The 14,603-nt window shown below is 61.1% G+C and carries 14 protein-coding genes; 4 read left to right on the top strand and 10 right to left on the bottom strand.

Features of this window, described 5'->3' with window-relative positions; translation table 11 throughout:
* Positions 1–47: 47 nt before the first annotated feature.
* The 9 genes from ACFVVC_RS04820 to ACFVVC_RS04860 form a co-directional block, all read right to left on the bottom strand.
* A complete protein-coding gene (locus tag ACFVVC_RS04820) occupies positions 48–326 on the bottom strand; it encodes a hypothetical protein (protein ID WP_387449746.1) in 279 nt (92 codons plus the stop codon).
* 241 nt (positions 327–567) lie between these two features.
* A complete protein-coding gene (locus ACFVVC_RS04825) occupies positions 568–1,488 on the bottom strand; it encodes an alpha/beta hydrolase (RefSeq protein WP_387449747.1) in 921 nt (306 codons plus the stop codon).
* Between the two features lie 569 nt (positions 1,489–2,057).
* Positions 2,058–2,801, bottom strand: a complete 744-nt coding sequence (locus ACFVVC_RS04830; RefSeq protein WP_387449748.1) for a sugar phosphate isomerase/epimerase family protein — start codon at positions 2,799–2,801, stop codon at positions 2,058–2,060.
* Positions 2,802–2,844: 43 nt separating this feature from the next.
* A complete protein-coding gene (locus ACFVVC_RS04835; protein ID WP_387449750.1) occupies positions 2,845–3,732 on the bottom strand; it encodes a carbohydrate ABC transporter permease in 888 nt (295 codons plus the stop codon).
* Positions 3,732–4,691, bottom strand: coding sequence for a carbohydrate ABC transporter permease (locus tag ACFVVC_RS04840; RefSeq protein WP_387449752.1), 960 nt, complete (start codon positions 4,689–4,691; stop codon positions 3,732–3,734). Before ACFVVC_RS04840 ends, ACFVVC_RS04835 begins: the two co-directional genes overlap by 1 nt.
* A gap of 10 nt (positions 4,692–4,701) precedes the next feature.
* Positions 4,702–6,030 (bottom strand): ABC transporter substrate-binding protein, encoded by a 1,329-nt coding sequence (locus ACFVVC_RS04845; protein ID WP_387449754.1) that lies wholly within the window; start codon positions 6,028–6,030, stop codon positions 4,702–4,704.
* A 67-nt stretch (positions 6,031–6,097) separates the two neighbouring features.
* Complete coding sequence (locus ACFVVC_RS04850; protein WP_387449756.1) at positions 6,098–6,886, bottom strand: hypothetical protein; 789 nt, start codon at positions 6,884–6,886, stop codon at positions 6,098–6,100.
* Positions 6,883–7,971: a Gfo/Idh/MocA family protein gene (locus ACFVVC_RS04855; protein WP_387449758.1), complete on the bottom strand. Its 1,089-nt coding sequence runs from the start codon at positions 7,969–7,971 to the stop codon at positions 6,883–6,885. The genes ACFVVC_RS04850 and ACFVVC_RS04855 overlap by 4 nt, the downstream gene beginning before the upstream one ends.
* A gap of 511 nt (positions 7,972–8,482) precedes the next feature.
* Positions 8,483–11,149, bottom strand: coding sequence for a GH116 family glycosyl-hydrolase (locus ACFVVC_RS04860; protein ID WP_387449760.1), 2,667 nt, complete (start codon positions 11,147–11,149; stop codon positions 8,483–8,485).
* A gap of 190 nt (positions 11,150–11,339) precedes the next feature.
* Here ACFVVC_RS04860 and ACFVVC_RS04865 point away from each other — a divergent pair, with 190 nt between their 5' ends.
* Together ACFVVC_RS04865 and ACFVVC_RS04870 are read left to right on the top strand one after the other, a co-directional pair.
* Positions 11,340–12,020 (top strand): TetR/AcrR family transcriptional regulator, encoded by a 681-nt coding sequence (locus ACFVVC_RS04865; RefSeq protein WP_387449762.1) that lies wholly within the window; start codon positions 11,340–11,342, stop codon positions 12,018–12,020.
* A 143-nt stretch (positions 12,021–12,163) separates the two neighbouring features.
* Entirely contained in the window at positions 12,164–12,589 is a 426-nt protein-coding gene (locus ACFVVC_RS04870) for a Dabb family protein (RefSeq protein ID WP_387449764.1), read from the top strand.
* A gap of 452 nt (positions 12,590–13,041) precedes the next feature.
* Here the strand turns inward: ACFVVC_RS04870 and ACFVVC_RS04875 are convergent, their stop codons facing one another.
* Positions 13,042–13,353, bottom strand: coding sequence for a 4a-hydroxytetrahydrobiopterin dehydratase (locus tag ACFVVC_RS04875; protein WP_387449766.1), 312 nt, complete (start codon positions 13,351–13,353; stop codon positions 13,042–13,044).
* Positions 13,354–13,732: 379 nt separating this feature from the next.
* Between ACFVVC_RS04875 and ACFVVC_RS04880 the strand changes: the two genes are divergently transcribed.
* Positions 13,733–13,939, top strand: a complete 207-nt coding sequence (locus tag ACFVVC_RS04880; RefSeq protein WP_240685144.1) for a ribbon-helix-helix protein, CopG family — start codon at positions 13,733–13,735, stop codon at positions 13,937–13,939.
* The gene (locus tag ACFVVC_RS04885; RefSeq protein ID WP_387449768.1) at positions 13,936–14,304 is read left to right on the top strand and encodes a type II toxin-antitoxin system death-on-curing family toxin; all 369 of its coding nucleotides are present in this window, start codon (positions 13,936–13,938) and stop codon (positions 14,302–14,304) included. The genes ACFVVC_RS04880 and ACFVVC_RS04885 overlap by 4 nt, the downstream gene beginning before the upstream one ends.
* The last annotated feature ends 299 nt before the right edge of the window (positions 14,305–14,603 follow it).

The following is a 14,603-nucleotide window of genomic DNA, read 5'->3' on the forward strand; positions in this document are numbered from 1 at the left end:
GCCGGCAGGGCGACAGTGTGCGCGGAATCGGTGCCGATCTGGTTGTGTCAGTGGCGCTTTTCATGGATGGTGCCGCAGGGCACGCTCGGATCAACCTGGACGGTGTACAAGTCGACGTCTTGCTGCGTGACGAGGATGCCGTGCCTGTGTTCGAACGCGGCAGGTATCAGTTGGTCGACGACTTCGTTGATTTTCTGGTCCCGGCTCTGTGTGTCGTCCTCCGTCGTGACCTGAACAGAAAGCGAGAGCGGTTGATGACCAAACAGGTCGCTGGGTGTGATGAGGCTGTCCTCGTCGGTGGGCGGCCGTTGGGTGTCGTGGAACATGTGCCCTCCTGGGCTGGTGAATAAGCTGGCAGGGGAATGGACGAACAGATCATCTGCCTTGAGTTCGGGCCCAGGACCCCTTGGCGCCGGCAGACGATCCAGCCTCAGGATGACTGCCATTGCGCGCAGGCCGTTTTGGTGACGCTCAATCGTGGCGAGAACTCACAGGCAGGCTGATCTCTAGGACGGGCCGGAGCCCGGGATTGCTCATCAGTCAACATGGAGAGGGGACCTGGGGTGGTCACCGCGTTGAGGTCTCCGTGCTCGCCGACGAGCTATCGGCAGATCGACCGTAAGCCCACGGTGAGGTAAGCCACTCAATCATGCGATTGATGCTGCGCTGGGCACCGATCGTCGTCGGTTCGTTGAGGTGTCCGTGCTCTGTTCCGTGTTCCCTGACGGTTAACAAGTCCACGCCCGCGCTAGCGAGTTCGGCGGCAAAGGCGTCGCCGGATGCGCGGATGGTGTCCACGTCCGAGTTGAGGATGAACGTGGGTGGAAAGCCGGAGAGATCATGCCCACCAGGGAACGCGTAAGGGTCGCCCAACTGCTTGGGGGCGCCGTTCACATAGTTCAAAGTCAGCCCTGCGACGCCTTCCGGTGTTAGGGGGATGCCAGGGGCCGGTGTTAGTTCGGCGAGCTTTGCCTTCAGTTCGCTGCGGAACTGCGGCAATTGAGGGTGCAGGAGAGGGTAGGCCAGTAGCAGCCTGGAGGGCATGACGAGGCTCTGATCGCGCAGACGCAGAGTCAATCCTGCTGTGAGGGTCCCCCCTGCGCTTGCTCCACCCAGTGCCCAGCCGGCGGGACTCTGCGAATGCAGTTCTGTGTTCGCCCAAGCGAGGACAGCCTCTATCTCGTTGACCGCTGCGGGGTAGTAGGCGTTACCGGCGCCCGGTTCGGCGCCGAGGTCGAGGGCCCACTGAGGGACCGGAGCGAGTCGGTAATCTACTGCGACGACGGAAATCCCGGCCTCGGCCAGGCTGGTGGCGACCCAGTCGCTCTCGGCCATGTCGAGGTCGCCGTAAATGTAAGATCCCCCGTGGCACCACACCACGCCGACCGGCTCGGCGCGGGACGTCGATGGTGTATAGATGCGGATCGGGATTTCCCCGTGCGGCCCTTGGAGTTGTCGGTTCTCGATGTGGACGGTGTGGTCTGTCATGGTCTATTCCTTTCTGGGCGCGGGCGGGGGGCGCACTGCGCGGATCCGGACGGTTGTACGCCTGGACTTGAGCACGCGCAAGAACATGCTTCCGAAACCAGCACTTTTATAAGGCGAGTCGGATATAGGTTCCTGGCAGATTTTCTGCAATGCGCCTGGTCGACGCTCCGTCGTGCATCAACCACAACAGGGATCCATCGCTCGTAACGTCATCCACCCGGCCGTGGTCAATCAGCCGTCCATTCCTGAAAATTTCAACGTCTTGATTCTTGAGTGTTATCCAGTCGTCGACAGGCTTCCATGGGGCAGGCACGTAGGTTGTCTTTGACTGGGAATCAGGCAACGTATGTCCTTGATCTGCGCGGAGGAGGTCCACCGAAGCGTCTGCTCGATTGCCGTGCGTCGAAGTAACGTACTCTGGCGCGCCGGAAGCTGGACTGCGTACTGCCCGTGAACGCATATCCGGCTCTCGGGGCTCATCGGTGCTGGGAATGTATTGAGTTGCTTCTAGACGGTTCCCACGGGCCCTGTGTGGCCGAGGTGCGGGAGGCGGGCCAGGGCAATAGCGGTCATGCGCCCGGTTCTTCGACGCTGGACAGGTATGCCAGGGACCTGCTGATCCCCTCAAAGAGGTCCCCCGAGTAGTCATCAAATTCGACTACACCTGTTTCCAATGATGTGGCTGCCCGGAGGATGGCCGGGACGTCCATTGCTCCCTCGCCGGCAGGGAGCTGGGCCGTCGTGTCGATACTGATCGGGCCGTCCTTGATATGGATGAACTTCACCCGGTCACCGAGCCGTGTCAGCAGATCAGCGGCATCTTGCCCGGCCACAGCCGCCCAATATGTATCGACTTCCAGAACAACTTCGGGCTTCAGCTTGCTGGCGAAGTACTCGAGGGCCGTGTCGCCGTCGATGGTGCTCTCCAGTTCCCAGGCATGGTTGTGGTACCCAACGCGGATGCCGTACTTGGCCCCTTTCCGGGCCGCAACGTTAAGTTTCTCCGCTGTGGCCAGGATGCTTTCTGGGTCCTGCCAGTGTTCTGCCGGCAGGAACGGATCGATAACTGTCGTGATGCCGAGTTCCCTCGCCGCGGCGAAGATCTCATCCTGGTCCTGGCTTAAAAGCGGGGCGTGGCCGGAAGGAGCCGTGAGGCCGTTTTCCTTCAACGCGGCGCTGAGCTCTTTGACTGTAGCCACGAAGTTGTACGGTTCCACTTTCGTGAAGCCGATAGCAGCGACTTTCCTGATGGTGCCAGGCAAGTCTTTCTGGAGGGAATCGCGAAGCGTGTACAGCTGGAGGGAGTAGGACATGTTTTCCTTTGACGATTTTCTTGCGTCGAGCTTGTCGCGTGTGTCAGCGTCCGGCGAGGGACCCTCCGATTCCGCCGACGCTGAAGTACCTGTTCAGGGTGGCGAAGACGATGATTGGCGGGACCATCATCACGACGGCCAGGGCCATGACTGAACTCCAGTCGGTAAGGTTCTGCTGGAAAAATGACTGGACACCCAGTGGCAGGGTGATGATCTCGGTTGATCGAAGGAACACGATGGCCACGAGGTAGTCGTTCCATGCGAGCAGGAAGGAAAAGATCGCTGTGGAGAGCACTCCTGGCAGGGAGTTGCGCAGCACGACCTGGGTAAAGGACCCGAAGACCGAGCAGCCATCGATCCAGGCTGCTTCCTCCAGGCTCATCGGAATGGAGTCGAAGTACGCGGCCATCATCCATGTCGCCACGGTCATCGTGGACCCCACATAGATGATGGTCAGGCCCAGAAGGTTGTCCACCAGCCCCATCCCGGCGAACAGGATGAACAGCGGTACCACGGAGGTGATGATCGGCAGGGACTGCATGACAAACAGGAGCAGCGAGTAGCCGGAGACTGCCTTGCTCCTGCCTCGGGAGAGGACATAGCCGGCCGGTGCCGCCACGGCGACTGATACAACGACCGTCGCCAACGTGGTGATCAAACTGTTCTGCAACCAGGTGGTGGCGAGTGTTTGGGAGAAGATGTAGCCGAAGTTCTCCAGAGTAAGGCCTGTGGCAGTACTAGTCCGTCCTGGTGTTAAGGACAGAACGATCGTGACCATGATGGGGATAAGGACGATGGCGGTGAGGAGGAGAACCAGGACGAACCTCCACCAACGCCCGCGCGAACCGGCTTCAGGAAGCACAGGGGGTTTGCTTGTGGCTCGCGGAAGCCGGCGGCCAGCTTCCGTGGGGGTATGCAGTACTGCATTCATTATTCGATGCTCGACTTTCGGATCTGGCGGTAGAGAATGACCGACACCACGACGAGGGTGAGAGTCATGAGGAAGGCGATAGCTACGCCCGGGCCCGTCTGGAAGTTCTGAAAGACGGTGCGGTAAGCCAAAACCACGAGGGAAGTAGTCGCATCGACGGGACCGCCACCGGTGAGGAGGTAAATGGTGGGGAAGTCATTGACACAAAAGATCGTCATGAGGATCCAGCTGATGTAGGTCGAGCGGGAGATCAGCGGGAGAGTGATCTGGCTGAACTGCTGCCACCGGCTGGCTCCGTCCATGCTGGCTGCCTCGTAGACGGAAGTGTCCACGGATGCCAAGGCTGAGGATGTCATCATCATCATGAACGGGAAGCTGACCCACACCTTGAAGATCATGACGGTAACTGCGGCCAAGGTAGGGTCGGCCAGAAATAAGGGGGTACCCAGGCCGAGGCCGCGGAACAGTGCAGGGACAGGACTGTCGGGCGTCGCCACCAGCCAGTTCCAGGCGGCTGCGGAGACGACGATAGGCACTACCCATGGCAGGAGCAGCAACACCTTGAAGACTCCGTTTGCCGGGATCTTGGTGCGCAACAGCAGGGCCAGTCCCATTCCGACAAGCCAGGAGCCGAACACCCCGACGAGGGTGAACAGCACGGTGAATCGGGCGGCCTTCCAGAACGCCGACGACGAGAGCACACTTGCAAAGTTCTCCCCACCGATGAACTTGCCGGTTTCGATCAGGGAACCGTCATGTGTGGCTTGCACTCCGGCATAAATGAGTGGATAGGCATAGATGAGGACCAGGAGGACCACCGAGGGCAACAATAGCCAAAAGAAGGTCCGGCGGGTTTGGGTACTGAGCTTGCTCTTGCGGTTTCCCGGCCTGCCGGGCCCGCCGGGGGATACGCCCCGGCGGGCCCGGTCCAGGCCAATGCGGGCAGTGGATGAGGACACGTTTCAGCCTTTACTTTTTCATTACTGATTCGATGCCGGACTGCAGGTCCCGCAGGGCGGTCTTCGCATCGGTCTTCCCGCCAAGTACCGTCTGCGTGAACTGGCCAAGGAACTGGCCACCTTCAACGGCTGCCAGCGCTGCGAAGAGCCTGGTGCCTTGGGCGCTGAACGTCTTGGAGATCGGCTGCCAGTCTTTGATGATCTTGACGTTGTTGGCGTCCTTCTGGAACTCGGGAAGCTCTGTGATGGATTTGAACACGGGCATGGCTCCCACAACGCCCTGCTTCCACAGTTCCTTCAGCTGGCCCAGGTAGTAGACGAGGAACGCCTCAGAAGACTCCTGCGACGGGGTGTTCTTGTACATCATGATGTTGTTGCCATATGTGAGGGTCGCTTTGTCGCCGTGTGGGCCAGCGATCGGATCGGCGACCAGGATGTCACCTGAGGTGTCCCCGGTGCGCTCGGTAAGGCCAGGAGAGTGGAGTCCGAAGGCAATTTTCTTGTCCTTCCACTGGCTGGTGAGGCTGTCCTCGTTGTAGCTCACTGCGGCCGGGTCAACGATGCCGTTGGAGACGAGTTCGCGGATGAACTCCACGGTCTCGACGTTTCGGTCATTGAGGGCATCCGGCTGGCCGTCTTTGGTAAACAGGCCGCCGCCGTTGTTGATCAGCATCTGGACCACGGACTGGGTTCCGATGTTGTTTCCGGCGCCGGCGCCGGTACCGAAGGCGAACGCCCCGATTGTTTTGAGTTTCTTGCCGGCTTCCAGCAGTGTGGGCCAGTCCTTGGGAAGTTCAGCTCCGGCCTGCTCGAAGAGTGACTTGCGGTACCAGAACACCCGCGGATCCAGCTGCCAGGGAATGGCGATGTAGCCCTTGTCGGACGCAAAGGGTTCGAGCACGCCGGGAAGGAAATCATCGAACATGCCGTTCTTTTTGAGTTCCTCGACAACTTTGTCGGCGTAGGCGATCTGGTTCTGCTCTTCGAACTGGAACGCCTGGAATCCGGCACCGGTGGATACTGCCGGCCCCGTCTTGGAGGCAATGGCCGAAGAGAAGGTCTGGTAGTAGTTGTTCCACGGGATTGACTGATAGGCCGCTCGGGCTTTTCCACCTTCGGGTGCATACGATTCCGTGATTTTCTTGGCTGCATCCGTGTACGCGGCTGGACCCCATGGCATGTCCCAGAACTTCACGGTGCCCCCGGCGCCCGAACCTCCACCCTGGGAGGATCCTGCGCCGCAGGCGGCAAGAAGCGGAACTGCGGCAGCTGCCGCGGTGAGTCCAAGGAAGCCGCGGCGTGAGACTGATGTGGCGGTAGTGCTGTTGGGATTCGTCATTGTTCTTTCCTTTTCTGGCCTGGTGTCCCGGGCCTTGCTCTTCGTTGAGATGGATGGGTTGGGCCTGCTAGGGGTATGCGATCGCGGTTCGGAATTCCGCGAGGTCCGGTGCGGTGGAACCGCTGGCAGCCAGGGCTGCCAGGCGTTTCCAGGTTGCGCGGTGGGATGATTCGTAATGTGCTGGAGAGATCAGTGCACCTTGGGGGTCTGTTCTCTTCAGCGTTGCCGGGCGGGCTGTGTCAGGAGCAGGGATCGAGAGGTCGACGCAACCGTTCCTGGTCAGCATCCGGACACGCACGTCGTTGTTCAAAGCGTTTGAGACTACGGCCGCTATGGTCAGGGGCGTCCCTGATCCGGTGAGGGTGGCAGCAACGGCAAAACCGTTCTTGTTGGTGCGGAGAGTGCGAACGGCATCAAGGGGTCCCAGAAGTCTCGCGGCCAGCACCAGGAGTTCGGCCCTCACCTGCTCAATGGGAATGCTGTTGCGTATGTATGCGGTTACTTCAACCAGGCCGCTGTCAGGGGCCGCCTGTTTGTAGGCCTCCGCTGCGTGGGCTACGGCAGGGTTGGAAGCCCAGCGGAAGCCGAGCACCACGGGCACTGACTTGCTGGCCGCCAGTCGTTCCAGGGACTGCGTGTCGCCTGGTTCCGGCGCTATCACCGCGACCCCGGCCGCACCTTTGGTGATGGTTTCGGCGGCTCGATGCCCCCACCCGTTCGTCCCGGACACGCCCTGCAGCGCCGCGGTATCCGCCTGTGCGGGTGCGAGGGACATCGGCAGAGACGCGATGACAGACGCGACCGCGCCCGTCTGGGCGGCGCCGTTGTCGGCATGAACGTCGAATGTGGTTCTCATGCTGCGGCCTCTTGTCGTTTCAGTGCTGCCGACGCCGCGGCGTCGGCTGTTGCGAGTGCGAATTGCAGGTCCTGGATAAGAGTGTCGGCGCTTGGAGGGTTGGCTTCGCCCCGTGCCAGGAGCGCAAGCAATTGCCATTCCCCCTCGTAACCGTTGGCGTCAAAGGGGCCAAAGACTTGAGTCTTTTTCCCGTCGGATATTTCGGCGACGGCGGATCCGGCCTGCACATAGGAGGGTGTGAAAGTCACCTTCAGTGCTTGGGTGTCACTTATCGCTTCGAAGGTCCATTCAGGTTCCCAGTTGTCGGACATGACGGCCTGCAGATCAATGGTCCGGCCACCGGCCTGGAGGAGTATCAGGTAGCCGAACGGCTCCAGGGCCTGGGCGTGAAGTACCTCGAGATCGGTGAACGACGGGACGAATCGGCGCACCAGCGGAAGGTCGTGGATCGCCAGACCCATCACGCCTCCGCGGATCGAGCCCTCCAAGACCGCGGGATCGCGAAGGTCAGGAGCCGGGGGAGTGGCCGGGCGGGCAACGACCTCCGTGGCGAAATCCTCAAATCGGGGATTTGGAGGCAGCACGATTGATGACCGCAAGGTGTGTGCTGTCTCGGCCAGGTCGCCCCAGGCTTCCACCGCTGCTGTCCACCCCGGGTCGAAAGTGTGCATCGCGCCCACAATGATTGGCACACCGGTCTCGGCAGAAACGTCCGAGATCCGGGCCGCTTCTTCACCGCTCATGGCAAATGGCTTTTCACACAGGATCGCGCGCTTGCCGGCCCGGCACGCTGCGATGACCTGCTCGGCGTGGAACTGGTGGGGGCTGCAGATCACTACTACTTCGACCTCCGGGTCTGCCAGCAGCGCTTCGACGCTGGTGGAAAAGCGTGCGCCTACACGTCCGGCAACTGATTCAGCAATGCCCTCGTCAACGTCCATCACATGGGCGACAAAGAATGTTCGGGTGAGCCTGGCCAGGGTGGGTAGGTGAATTGCCTGCGTCACTGGGCCTGCTCCCAGTATTCCGACGCCTAAAAGCGGTGGCGCTGTTCTCTCCTGCTGTTCGACAGCGGACATGTGCATCTCCTCATTGATCTGAACACTTGCGTCACCCGGTGTGGGCTAGGCCACTCGAAAACGAACTGGTCGATTACTTTTCACCAAATATAAACAGGTGTTCTGAATTTGGCAAGAGCGCGACGGAGCTTGGTACGGAGGGATGTAACAGGTGGTCGTCAGCTTCACTCAAGAGCCCGGACCGTAAAGGTCGTCCAGCGGTCCCGGCAAGCCGTCGATGCCGCCGCATGAAAATTGTCCCGACATGGGGGCGGGCAGGCCCTGTGAGTCACATGCCCGAGGAAGTTGGCGTGATGGAAGCAGGGATGCCTGAAGGAATACTCGTCACTGCGACGCTCGTACGTTCATGCCAGGTCGAACTAAGGCATGAACGGCTTTTCGATACTGGCCGATGAAGTGCCGGCATACCGCATCTGACGGTGGCCCGAACCTTTGACTCACGGACGGGATGAGAACGCAGGGTCTCGGCCCCGACCCTGCGTTCTCAGTTTGGTGCACGCCCGTTAGGTCTGCGCTGTCACTGGCGGCGGGCCGACGCGTACGTGTCCCAGGCGGCCAGGGCTCGCACGTAGTAGGCCGCCCGGTAGGTGGTGGTGTCGTAGCCGTTCCACGCCTCGGGGGTATTGAAGGCGTAGGCGCCGCCAGCGGCCGCGGTGGGGCTGTATATCTGGTGCACCAGACCCTCCGCGAGCTCGTTTCCATCGGCGACCAAGTCGGGTCGTCCGAGTCGGTGGCCTTCCCGGATGAGCGTTCCGGCGACCTCGAAGTTCGTTCCAGTCCACACCTCTGCCGCTTGGAAACCGACTTCCCTGGGCCGGTTGGGCAGGAATGGGTAGGGCTTGCCCCCGCTCGGGACGAGGTTCGGCGCTCCGAGCGTATGCCCTGTGGAGTCCTTCACCTGCGTGAGAAGGTCAAAGGTGTTCGTCAGGTGCGCGGCCATGCGTTCGGGCGGATTGATGTCGGGCAGCGCGAGCTGCTCGGCCACATGCTGAGGCCACAGCACGTCGACGAAGACGTCGGAGGATCTGGCGCCTGCATCGGTGAACTTGTAGTAGCTCCCGGTCCAGAACGCGGCCTCGTACGCGGCCTGGGAACTGGCCCGCGTGTGATTGAGGGCGTCGACATTGACCGCCGAGGCTTCGGAGATCCCGAGCCGTTTAGCGTCCTGAGTAGCGGCTGCCATGATCTCTGTGGCCAGGATGTACAGGCCGGAGTTGTAGACCCCGTGCACTCCGCCGGATTGCCCCATCACGTCATAGGTGCTGGCGAAGACGGCCGGCTCCGTGGGAAGCGTGTCTCCCTGCGGTATCCGGGGTTGGACGTCGTGCGTCCATGCACGCAGCATCGCCGGATATGTCTCGCGCAACAGAGAATCGTTGCCCGAGCTGCGATACGCGCCGTACGCGCGGAGGAGGTACTTGACCGGACGGTCGAAGAAGGTATCTTCGGGTGCGGCTGGGCCGGTAGATTTCTCCCACAGCAGCCACGGCGCGCTCAGCTGCCACCAGATATAGCCGTCGATCGGCGGATTGAAGCCCGGGCTGCCGGGCGCCCGGCCGTTGGGGTCTTGGGCAATCATCTCGGACGTCGCGCGGACAGAGTCGGCTTCGATGGAGGGAAACAGCTCACGCAGGGCAATCGCCATCTGACCCTGGACGTCGACCTCCCCGGCGTCGGCCCAGCCACCGCCCGTGAGCGTGTGAAACAGGTGGGTGCCAGGGACTGCCGCGCCTACCCGGGGTACGTCGCTCTGGTGTGGAGTGGAGACGAGGCCGGATTCCCAGAAGGAGCCGTTGAACGTGAGCTGATTGAGTTCGTTCAGCGCGGCCATGCGGACCGCGGGCGACACCGTGTCATCGAGCGCTACCGGCTTCCACCAGCGTTCCACCGCTTCCTTTGCCTCGTCCACGCGTGCGAGGTTCCGCGCAGCGATGGCAAAGCCCTGGTTGCCGGGATAACTGCCCGGGACATAGTTGTTTTGCGCGTCTTCACGCGCTCCGTAGAAGGAGGTGTAGCGCCGCATCCAGGATGTGTCGCCCGCAGTACCGAAAGTGATCTGGGGGAAGTCCCAGGCCAGGACGAAGTGAACGGTTTGCGTTTTATGGGCCGGCAGGTTCATCTCAACTGCGAGGGCGCTGGCGGAGTTGCTGCCGTCGAGGGCCGAGTTGGGGAGACTGCCGGTTGCACTGAAGGGGGTGTAGATGTCAGAGCCGTCGCCGTCGGCGTTCCAGGATGTTGCGTAGGTGACTCGCTGTCCGGGTTCACTTCGCACAGCAGTGGTCCACTCGCTGTTCTGCGAGTCTGCGGTGTTAGCGGGGCTGGAAGCCCCCAGTGTGATACCGGTGATTTTGTTACTGTGATCCTCGGTCTCGCGGCTGGTGTAGCCGGTGCGGACACTGGGAACGGAGCTGGGGGTGTTCTGTACTGTGCTGCCCACGTGTGCTGGAGCATTGGGGAAGGTGAACATGGTCGACACGTTCGTCGGCTTGCTCGTTTCGTTCGTGAGTTCCACATCGAAGTAGGCCACGGGCTGGGATGAGGATTCGTCGTTGCCGGCCACGATTGGTGTCCAGAACGTTGTTGACACGGATGTGGAGGGTACGGGGTCGGCGTAGTCGATGCGGCCGAAGGGGTAGAGCGCACTGTATGTCCCGCTCCCAGCGTCCAGGGTCGACCAGGCAGGGAGGACGGACCCGAACTCGGAGCTGTTGACGGCGAGCGTCTTGGTCGTGGCAGTTTGGCCTGGCTGCTGTTCACGAATGTGTATCGCGGCCTGGGGCAGGATGCGCTTCTCGTAGTTCGTGTTTGTGGACCCGCCCATGTTCCATGGACCGAAGGTCCCGGCCTGATTGATCATGAAAGAACCTGCTCCGAGTCCGCCGAGCGGAATCCCGAGGCCGGGCTGAGCCATGGGGTTGCCGAGCTGGAACGGCGAGGTATTGGGTTCGGAGGTATCGCCTGCACAGCGTTGCCAGTCGTGAGTGCTGCATGGGGTGCTCCCGATGAGTCCAAGAGGTCGCTGGTATGCGGCTTCACCCAGGGCAGAGGGCTCCGCCGGTTGCGCGGTGGGTGCCAGCGGTGGCGACGCGACGGCTGGTGCGATGGCCGTGGCTGCTATGCCGGCTGCGACGGCAACGCCGGTTAGGCGTCGGGTGTGGCCTTTAAACAAGGTTGGTTTTTTCATCGGGCTGTTATCTCGTGCTGTTCGAGAGCGGACATGTACATCTCCTCATTGATCTGAACACCTGTCTCACTGGATGTGCGCGTGGCCATCCAAAAGAAACCGAGCGATTCGGTTTCGCCAAACATAAACAGGTGTTCCTGATTTGGCAAGAGGGCCATAGGATGGGATACCGAGGAAGGGAAGAGGTGGCATGTCAGCTTCACTCACGAGCCGAGGCCCGTATAAAAAAGGGGTGCTGCGGCGCCAGGAAATCGTCGATGCGGCTGCACGCATATTCGCCAGGCATGGGTATCACGCGGGCTCATTGCGTCACATAGCCGAGGAAGTTGGCGTGACCGGAGCGGCTCTGATCCGCTACTTCGGCAGCAAAGAAGGGCTGCTGATAGCGGTTTTGCGCCACTGGCAGGAAGAATCGTCCCGCTGGCAGGGACCCCATACAGGTCTTGAACACATCCGGGCCCTGATTCCGCTCATGCGCTACCACACGACGCACCGGGGGTTCATTGAACTTTTCCTGACCCTAAGCACTGAGGCCTCAAATCCAGAACATCCCGCCCGCTACTTTATCGTCAAGCGTTACGAAGATTCGCTCCACGGATTCAATCGGCACTTAAGCATTGCCAGGGACGCCGGCGACATCCTGCCGCTTCCTGACGATGCAATCGATCTGGAGTCGCGCTCTTTGATCGCACTGATGGACGGGATGGAGCTCCAGTGGCTGCTCAATCCCGACCTCGACCTCGTCACCAACTTCCAGGCGCAGGTGAACATCACAATTTCCCGCTGGACCGGAAAGAGCATCGAGGAAGTCACACTTGAGACAGAGAAATGGCTGGAACGGGCCGACTCCTCACGGGCTGCCGCGCCCTGAAGCGCCCCGCTGAGGACCACACGGCATAGAGGGCTGGAACGGCGCCCTGCCTGGCCCGCTCGGTCTCGGCAGCCCTGGCTTCACTAACCCAGACAGGGAAGGAACGCCGTTCCCGCCTAAGAGAACAGAGGAGCAGGGCGCACATGACGGATGACGCCGAAAATGAACGCGAAATATCGCTGACACGGCCTGACTATGGCCCGGGGATTGTCCGGCACATCGTGCTGTTCCGTTACCGTGACGATATCGACGGCAAGGACTTACAAGAAATCGAGCAAAAGTTCCACGAGATACAAACATCCAAGCGGGATGGGCGCCCCTACATCCTGAGTATCGAGTCCGGGGCACAAAACAGCCCCGAAGGATTAGGGCAGGGATTCCATCAGGCCTACATAGTGTCTTTCGCGTCGCAGGGTGATCGGAACTATTACGTCGGTGAACCATTGATCACTGACCCGGCACTGTATGACCCGATGCACCACGCTTTCAAATCCTTCATCACGAACTACATCAGCAGTCAGGAGAGTAGCGTCCTCGTCTTCGACCTTCACGTTCAAGCGCCGCAGTGAAGCCGTTGTTGGTCAACCAGCCACCGGCGACGAAGCACGCTAGGGCGGGTACTTGTCGTTAGATATCCCCGGCCTATTTGAAAGGCCGATAATGGTGATTCTGTCAGTCTTCTGAGGCGGGGAACTGGCAGTTTTGGCGCTGCCATAAGGCTGCCCAGCGCAGGAATCTTATTTTCATCATTCGTGGCTGCCTGCGTGGTGAGGCCAAAGTGGCCATTATTCCGGCTACAGCAGGTTGAAGAAATGCACGCGGGGAAGTGCTGGAACGTCCAGCGACAGCATATGGTCGAGCAGGGCGGGGGTGACTCCGGGACTGCCAGGAGTTTGGCACCCGTCTGTAATGCGGCGTTGGCGTGTCCGGCGGCGAGGATGGTGCCGGCCCCGACGGAGGCTCTTGGCGTATCCGCTTGGCGCCTCGACGATCTGTTCGCCGCGTGCCCGGCGGCGCGGACTCATTCCGTGGCGGCGACTCCGAGGCCTGCGGCGTGGCCGCTGATGGTGCGGGCCAGGTCGATGTCGCGGCTGGTGATCCCGCCGACGTCGTGGCTTGAGAGCGTGACGCCGACCTCGGGGTAGGTGAGTGTGAGGTCGTGGTGGTGGTTGGCCTGCTCGGCGGAGGTTCCGATGCGGTTTACGAGCGCCAGGCCGGTGGAGAACTTCCGGGTCTTGAAGGTGGCGGTGAGGGCCTCGCCGGTCACGTGCCAGCCGGTGAGCCCGGCCTCGGCGAGTTCGGCGGCGGACAGCTTCCGTTGGGGATCAGTCATGCTGCGATCATGGCTCCGGATGGCCGCCGTGGGCTACCCTTGAAGCGCCACTCCTCCCAAGGGTGATGGCAGGCCGGCGACTGAGGGCAAAACGTCGAAACTGCGCGGGGATAACGTTGTCACGACCCGGCAGGTGAGAGAAAAGGCCCAGTCACGATGCCAGGGGCGTCCTCCGAGCCTTCCCCCGGCCAAATTCGAAGGCTGATAACGGCCGTTCGGTAAAGCTGACAACACCCTTCGGAGGTAGGCGCCTGGCCGACTGAAAGAGACAGCCAGCAAGACTTTATGCCTGCGGCCTCGGCCCCTTGAGCTCGGGAGTCGAATCAAAGGCGGGTGCGGATTGCTGGAGGTGTCAGTACCGCTTTGGTACCATAAGGGCATGGCTATGAATCTTCGTGTCCCTGAAGACCTCGATCGGCGGCTGGAGAAGTTGGCTGCCGAGGAACACACGTCCAAGTCCGCGCTGCTGTTGCAGGGGGCAGAGTTGGTTCTGCAGCGCCACGCGCGGCGGCGCGAAATCAGCGAGGGCCTTGATTTTGTTATGAGTCATGATGCTGAGTTGCTGAAGCGCCTTGAGGACGCGTGACAGCGTACCTGGACATTGAGGATGCACTTCAGGTAGTTGATCGCTACGGCTTCCATGTCCGTGATGTCGGCTTGTTGGCCTCGGCACTTGCCAGGCCGGCGACAACTGTCATGGGCGCGGAGGCTTATCCGGAACTAGCGGTCAAGGCGGCCGCGTTGTTGGAGTCGGTCGCACGGTTCCATCCACTCATTGATGGAAACAAACGGACCGCGTGGACGCTCATGGTGCTGTTGCTCTGGATCAACGGTTACCGGCATGGCTTCACCACGGAGGAAGGCTTCGACCTCGTCGTCGGAGTCGCCGCGGGCACTATCGACTTGTTGGACTCTGCCGCCCAGATTTCTGGGCATCTGGTGCCCCGGTAGCCCTTGACCCCCTGAAAATGGGGTGTGGACAATGTCCACACATTTCGTCTCGTACTGCCTCGTACAGCTGCCGGACTTCTTCGAATGCCGCATGTTCTCGCGGGAGCCGAGTGTTTGCAAGGCCCGGAATACAGTTCGAGTCCCACCTCGGGCACGACGTTTTCCCTCGTCAGGGGCGAATTCGCTTTGACGTGTGTACAAAACTTGTTTCGCGTCGCTCTGACGGGTTGGTCGCGGGCTGTGGCCTGGCCGCCGCGGGGCCTGTTCAGGTGTGTGGGGTGGCGGGTTCAAGTCCCTGG

The sequence above is a fragment of the Pseudarthrobacter sp. NPDC058196 genome (assembly GCF_042882685.1).
Taxonomy (GTDB): Bacteria; Actinomycetota; Actinomycetes; order Actinomycetales; family Micrococcaceae; genus Arthrobacter.

Coding starts and splice junctions, on each gene's coding strand:
- ACFVVC_RS04820 (WP_387449746.1), bottom strand. CDS start 326: ATGTTCCACGACACCCAACGGCCGCCCACCGACGAGGACAGCCTCATC.
- ACFVVC_RS04825 (WP_387449747.1), bottom strand. CDS start 1,488: ATGACAGACCACACCGTCCACATCGAGAACCGACAACTCCAAGGGCCG.
- ACFVVC_RS04830 (WP_387449748.1), bottom strand. CDS start 2,801: ATGTCCTACTCCCTCCAGCTGTACACGCTTCGCGATTCCCTCCAGAAA.
- ACFVVC_RS04835 (WP_387449750.1), bottom strand. CDS start 3,732: ATGAATGCAGTACTGCATACCCCCACGGAAGCTGGCCGCCGGCTTCCG.
- ACFVVC_RS04845 (WP_387449754.1), bottom strand. CDS start 6,030: ATGACGAATCCCAACAGCACTACCGCCACATCAGTCTCACGCCGCGGC.
- ACFVVC_RS04850 (WP_387449756.1), bottom strand. CDS start 6,886: ATGAGAACCACATTCGACGTTCATGCCGACAACGGCGCCGCCCAGACG.
- ACFVVC_RS04855 (WP_387449758.1), bottom strand. CDS start 7,971: ATGCACATGTCCGCTGTCGAACAGCAGGAGAGAACAGCGCCACCGCTT.
- ACFVVC_RS04860 (WP_387449760.1), bottom strand. CDS start 11,149: ATGAAAAAACCAACCTTGTTTAAAGGCCACACCCGACGCCTAACCGGC.
- ACFVVC_RS04865 (WP_387449762.1), top strand. CDS start 11,340: ATGTCAGCTTCACTCACGAGCCGAGGCCCGTATAAAAAAGGGGTGCTG.
- ACFVVC_RS04870 (WP_387449764.1), top strand. CDS start 12,164: ATGACGGATGACGCCGAAAATGAACGCGAAATATCGCTGACACGGCCT.
- ACFVVC_RS04875 (WP_387449766.1), bottom strand. CDS start 13,353: ATGACTGATCCCCAACGGAAGCTGTCCGCCGCCGAACTCGCCGAGGCC.
- ACFVVC_RS04880 (WP_240685144.1), top strand. CDS start 13,733: ATGGCTATGAATCTTCGTGTCCCTGAAGACCTCGATCGGCGGCTGGAG.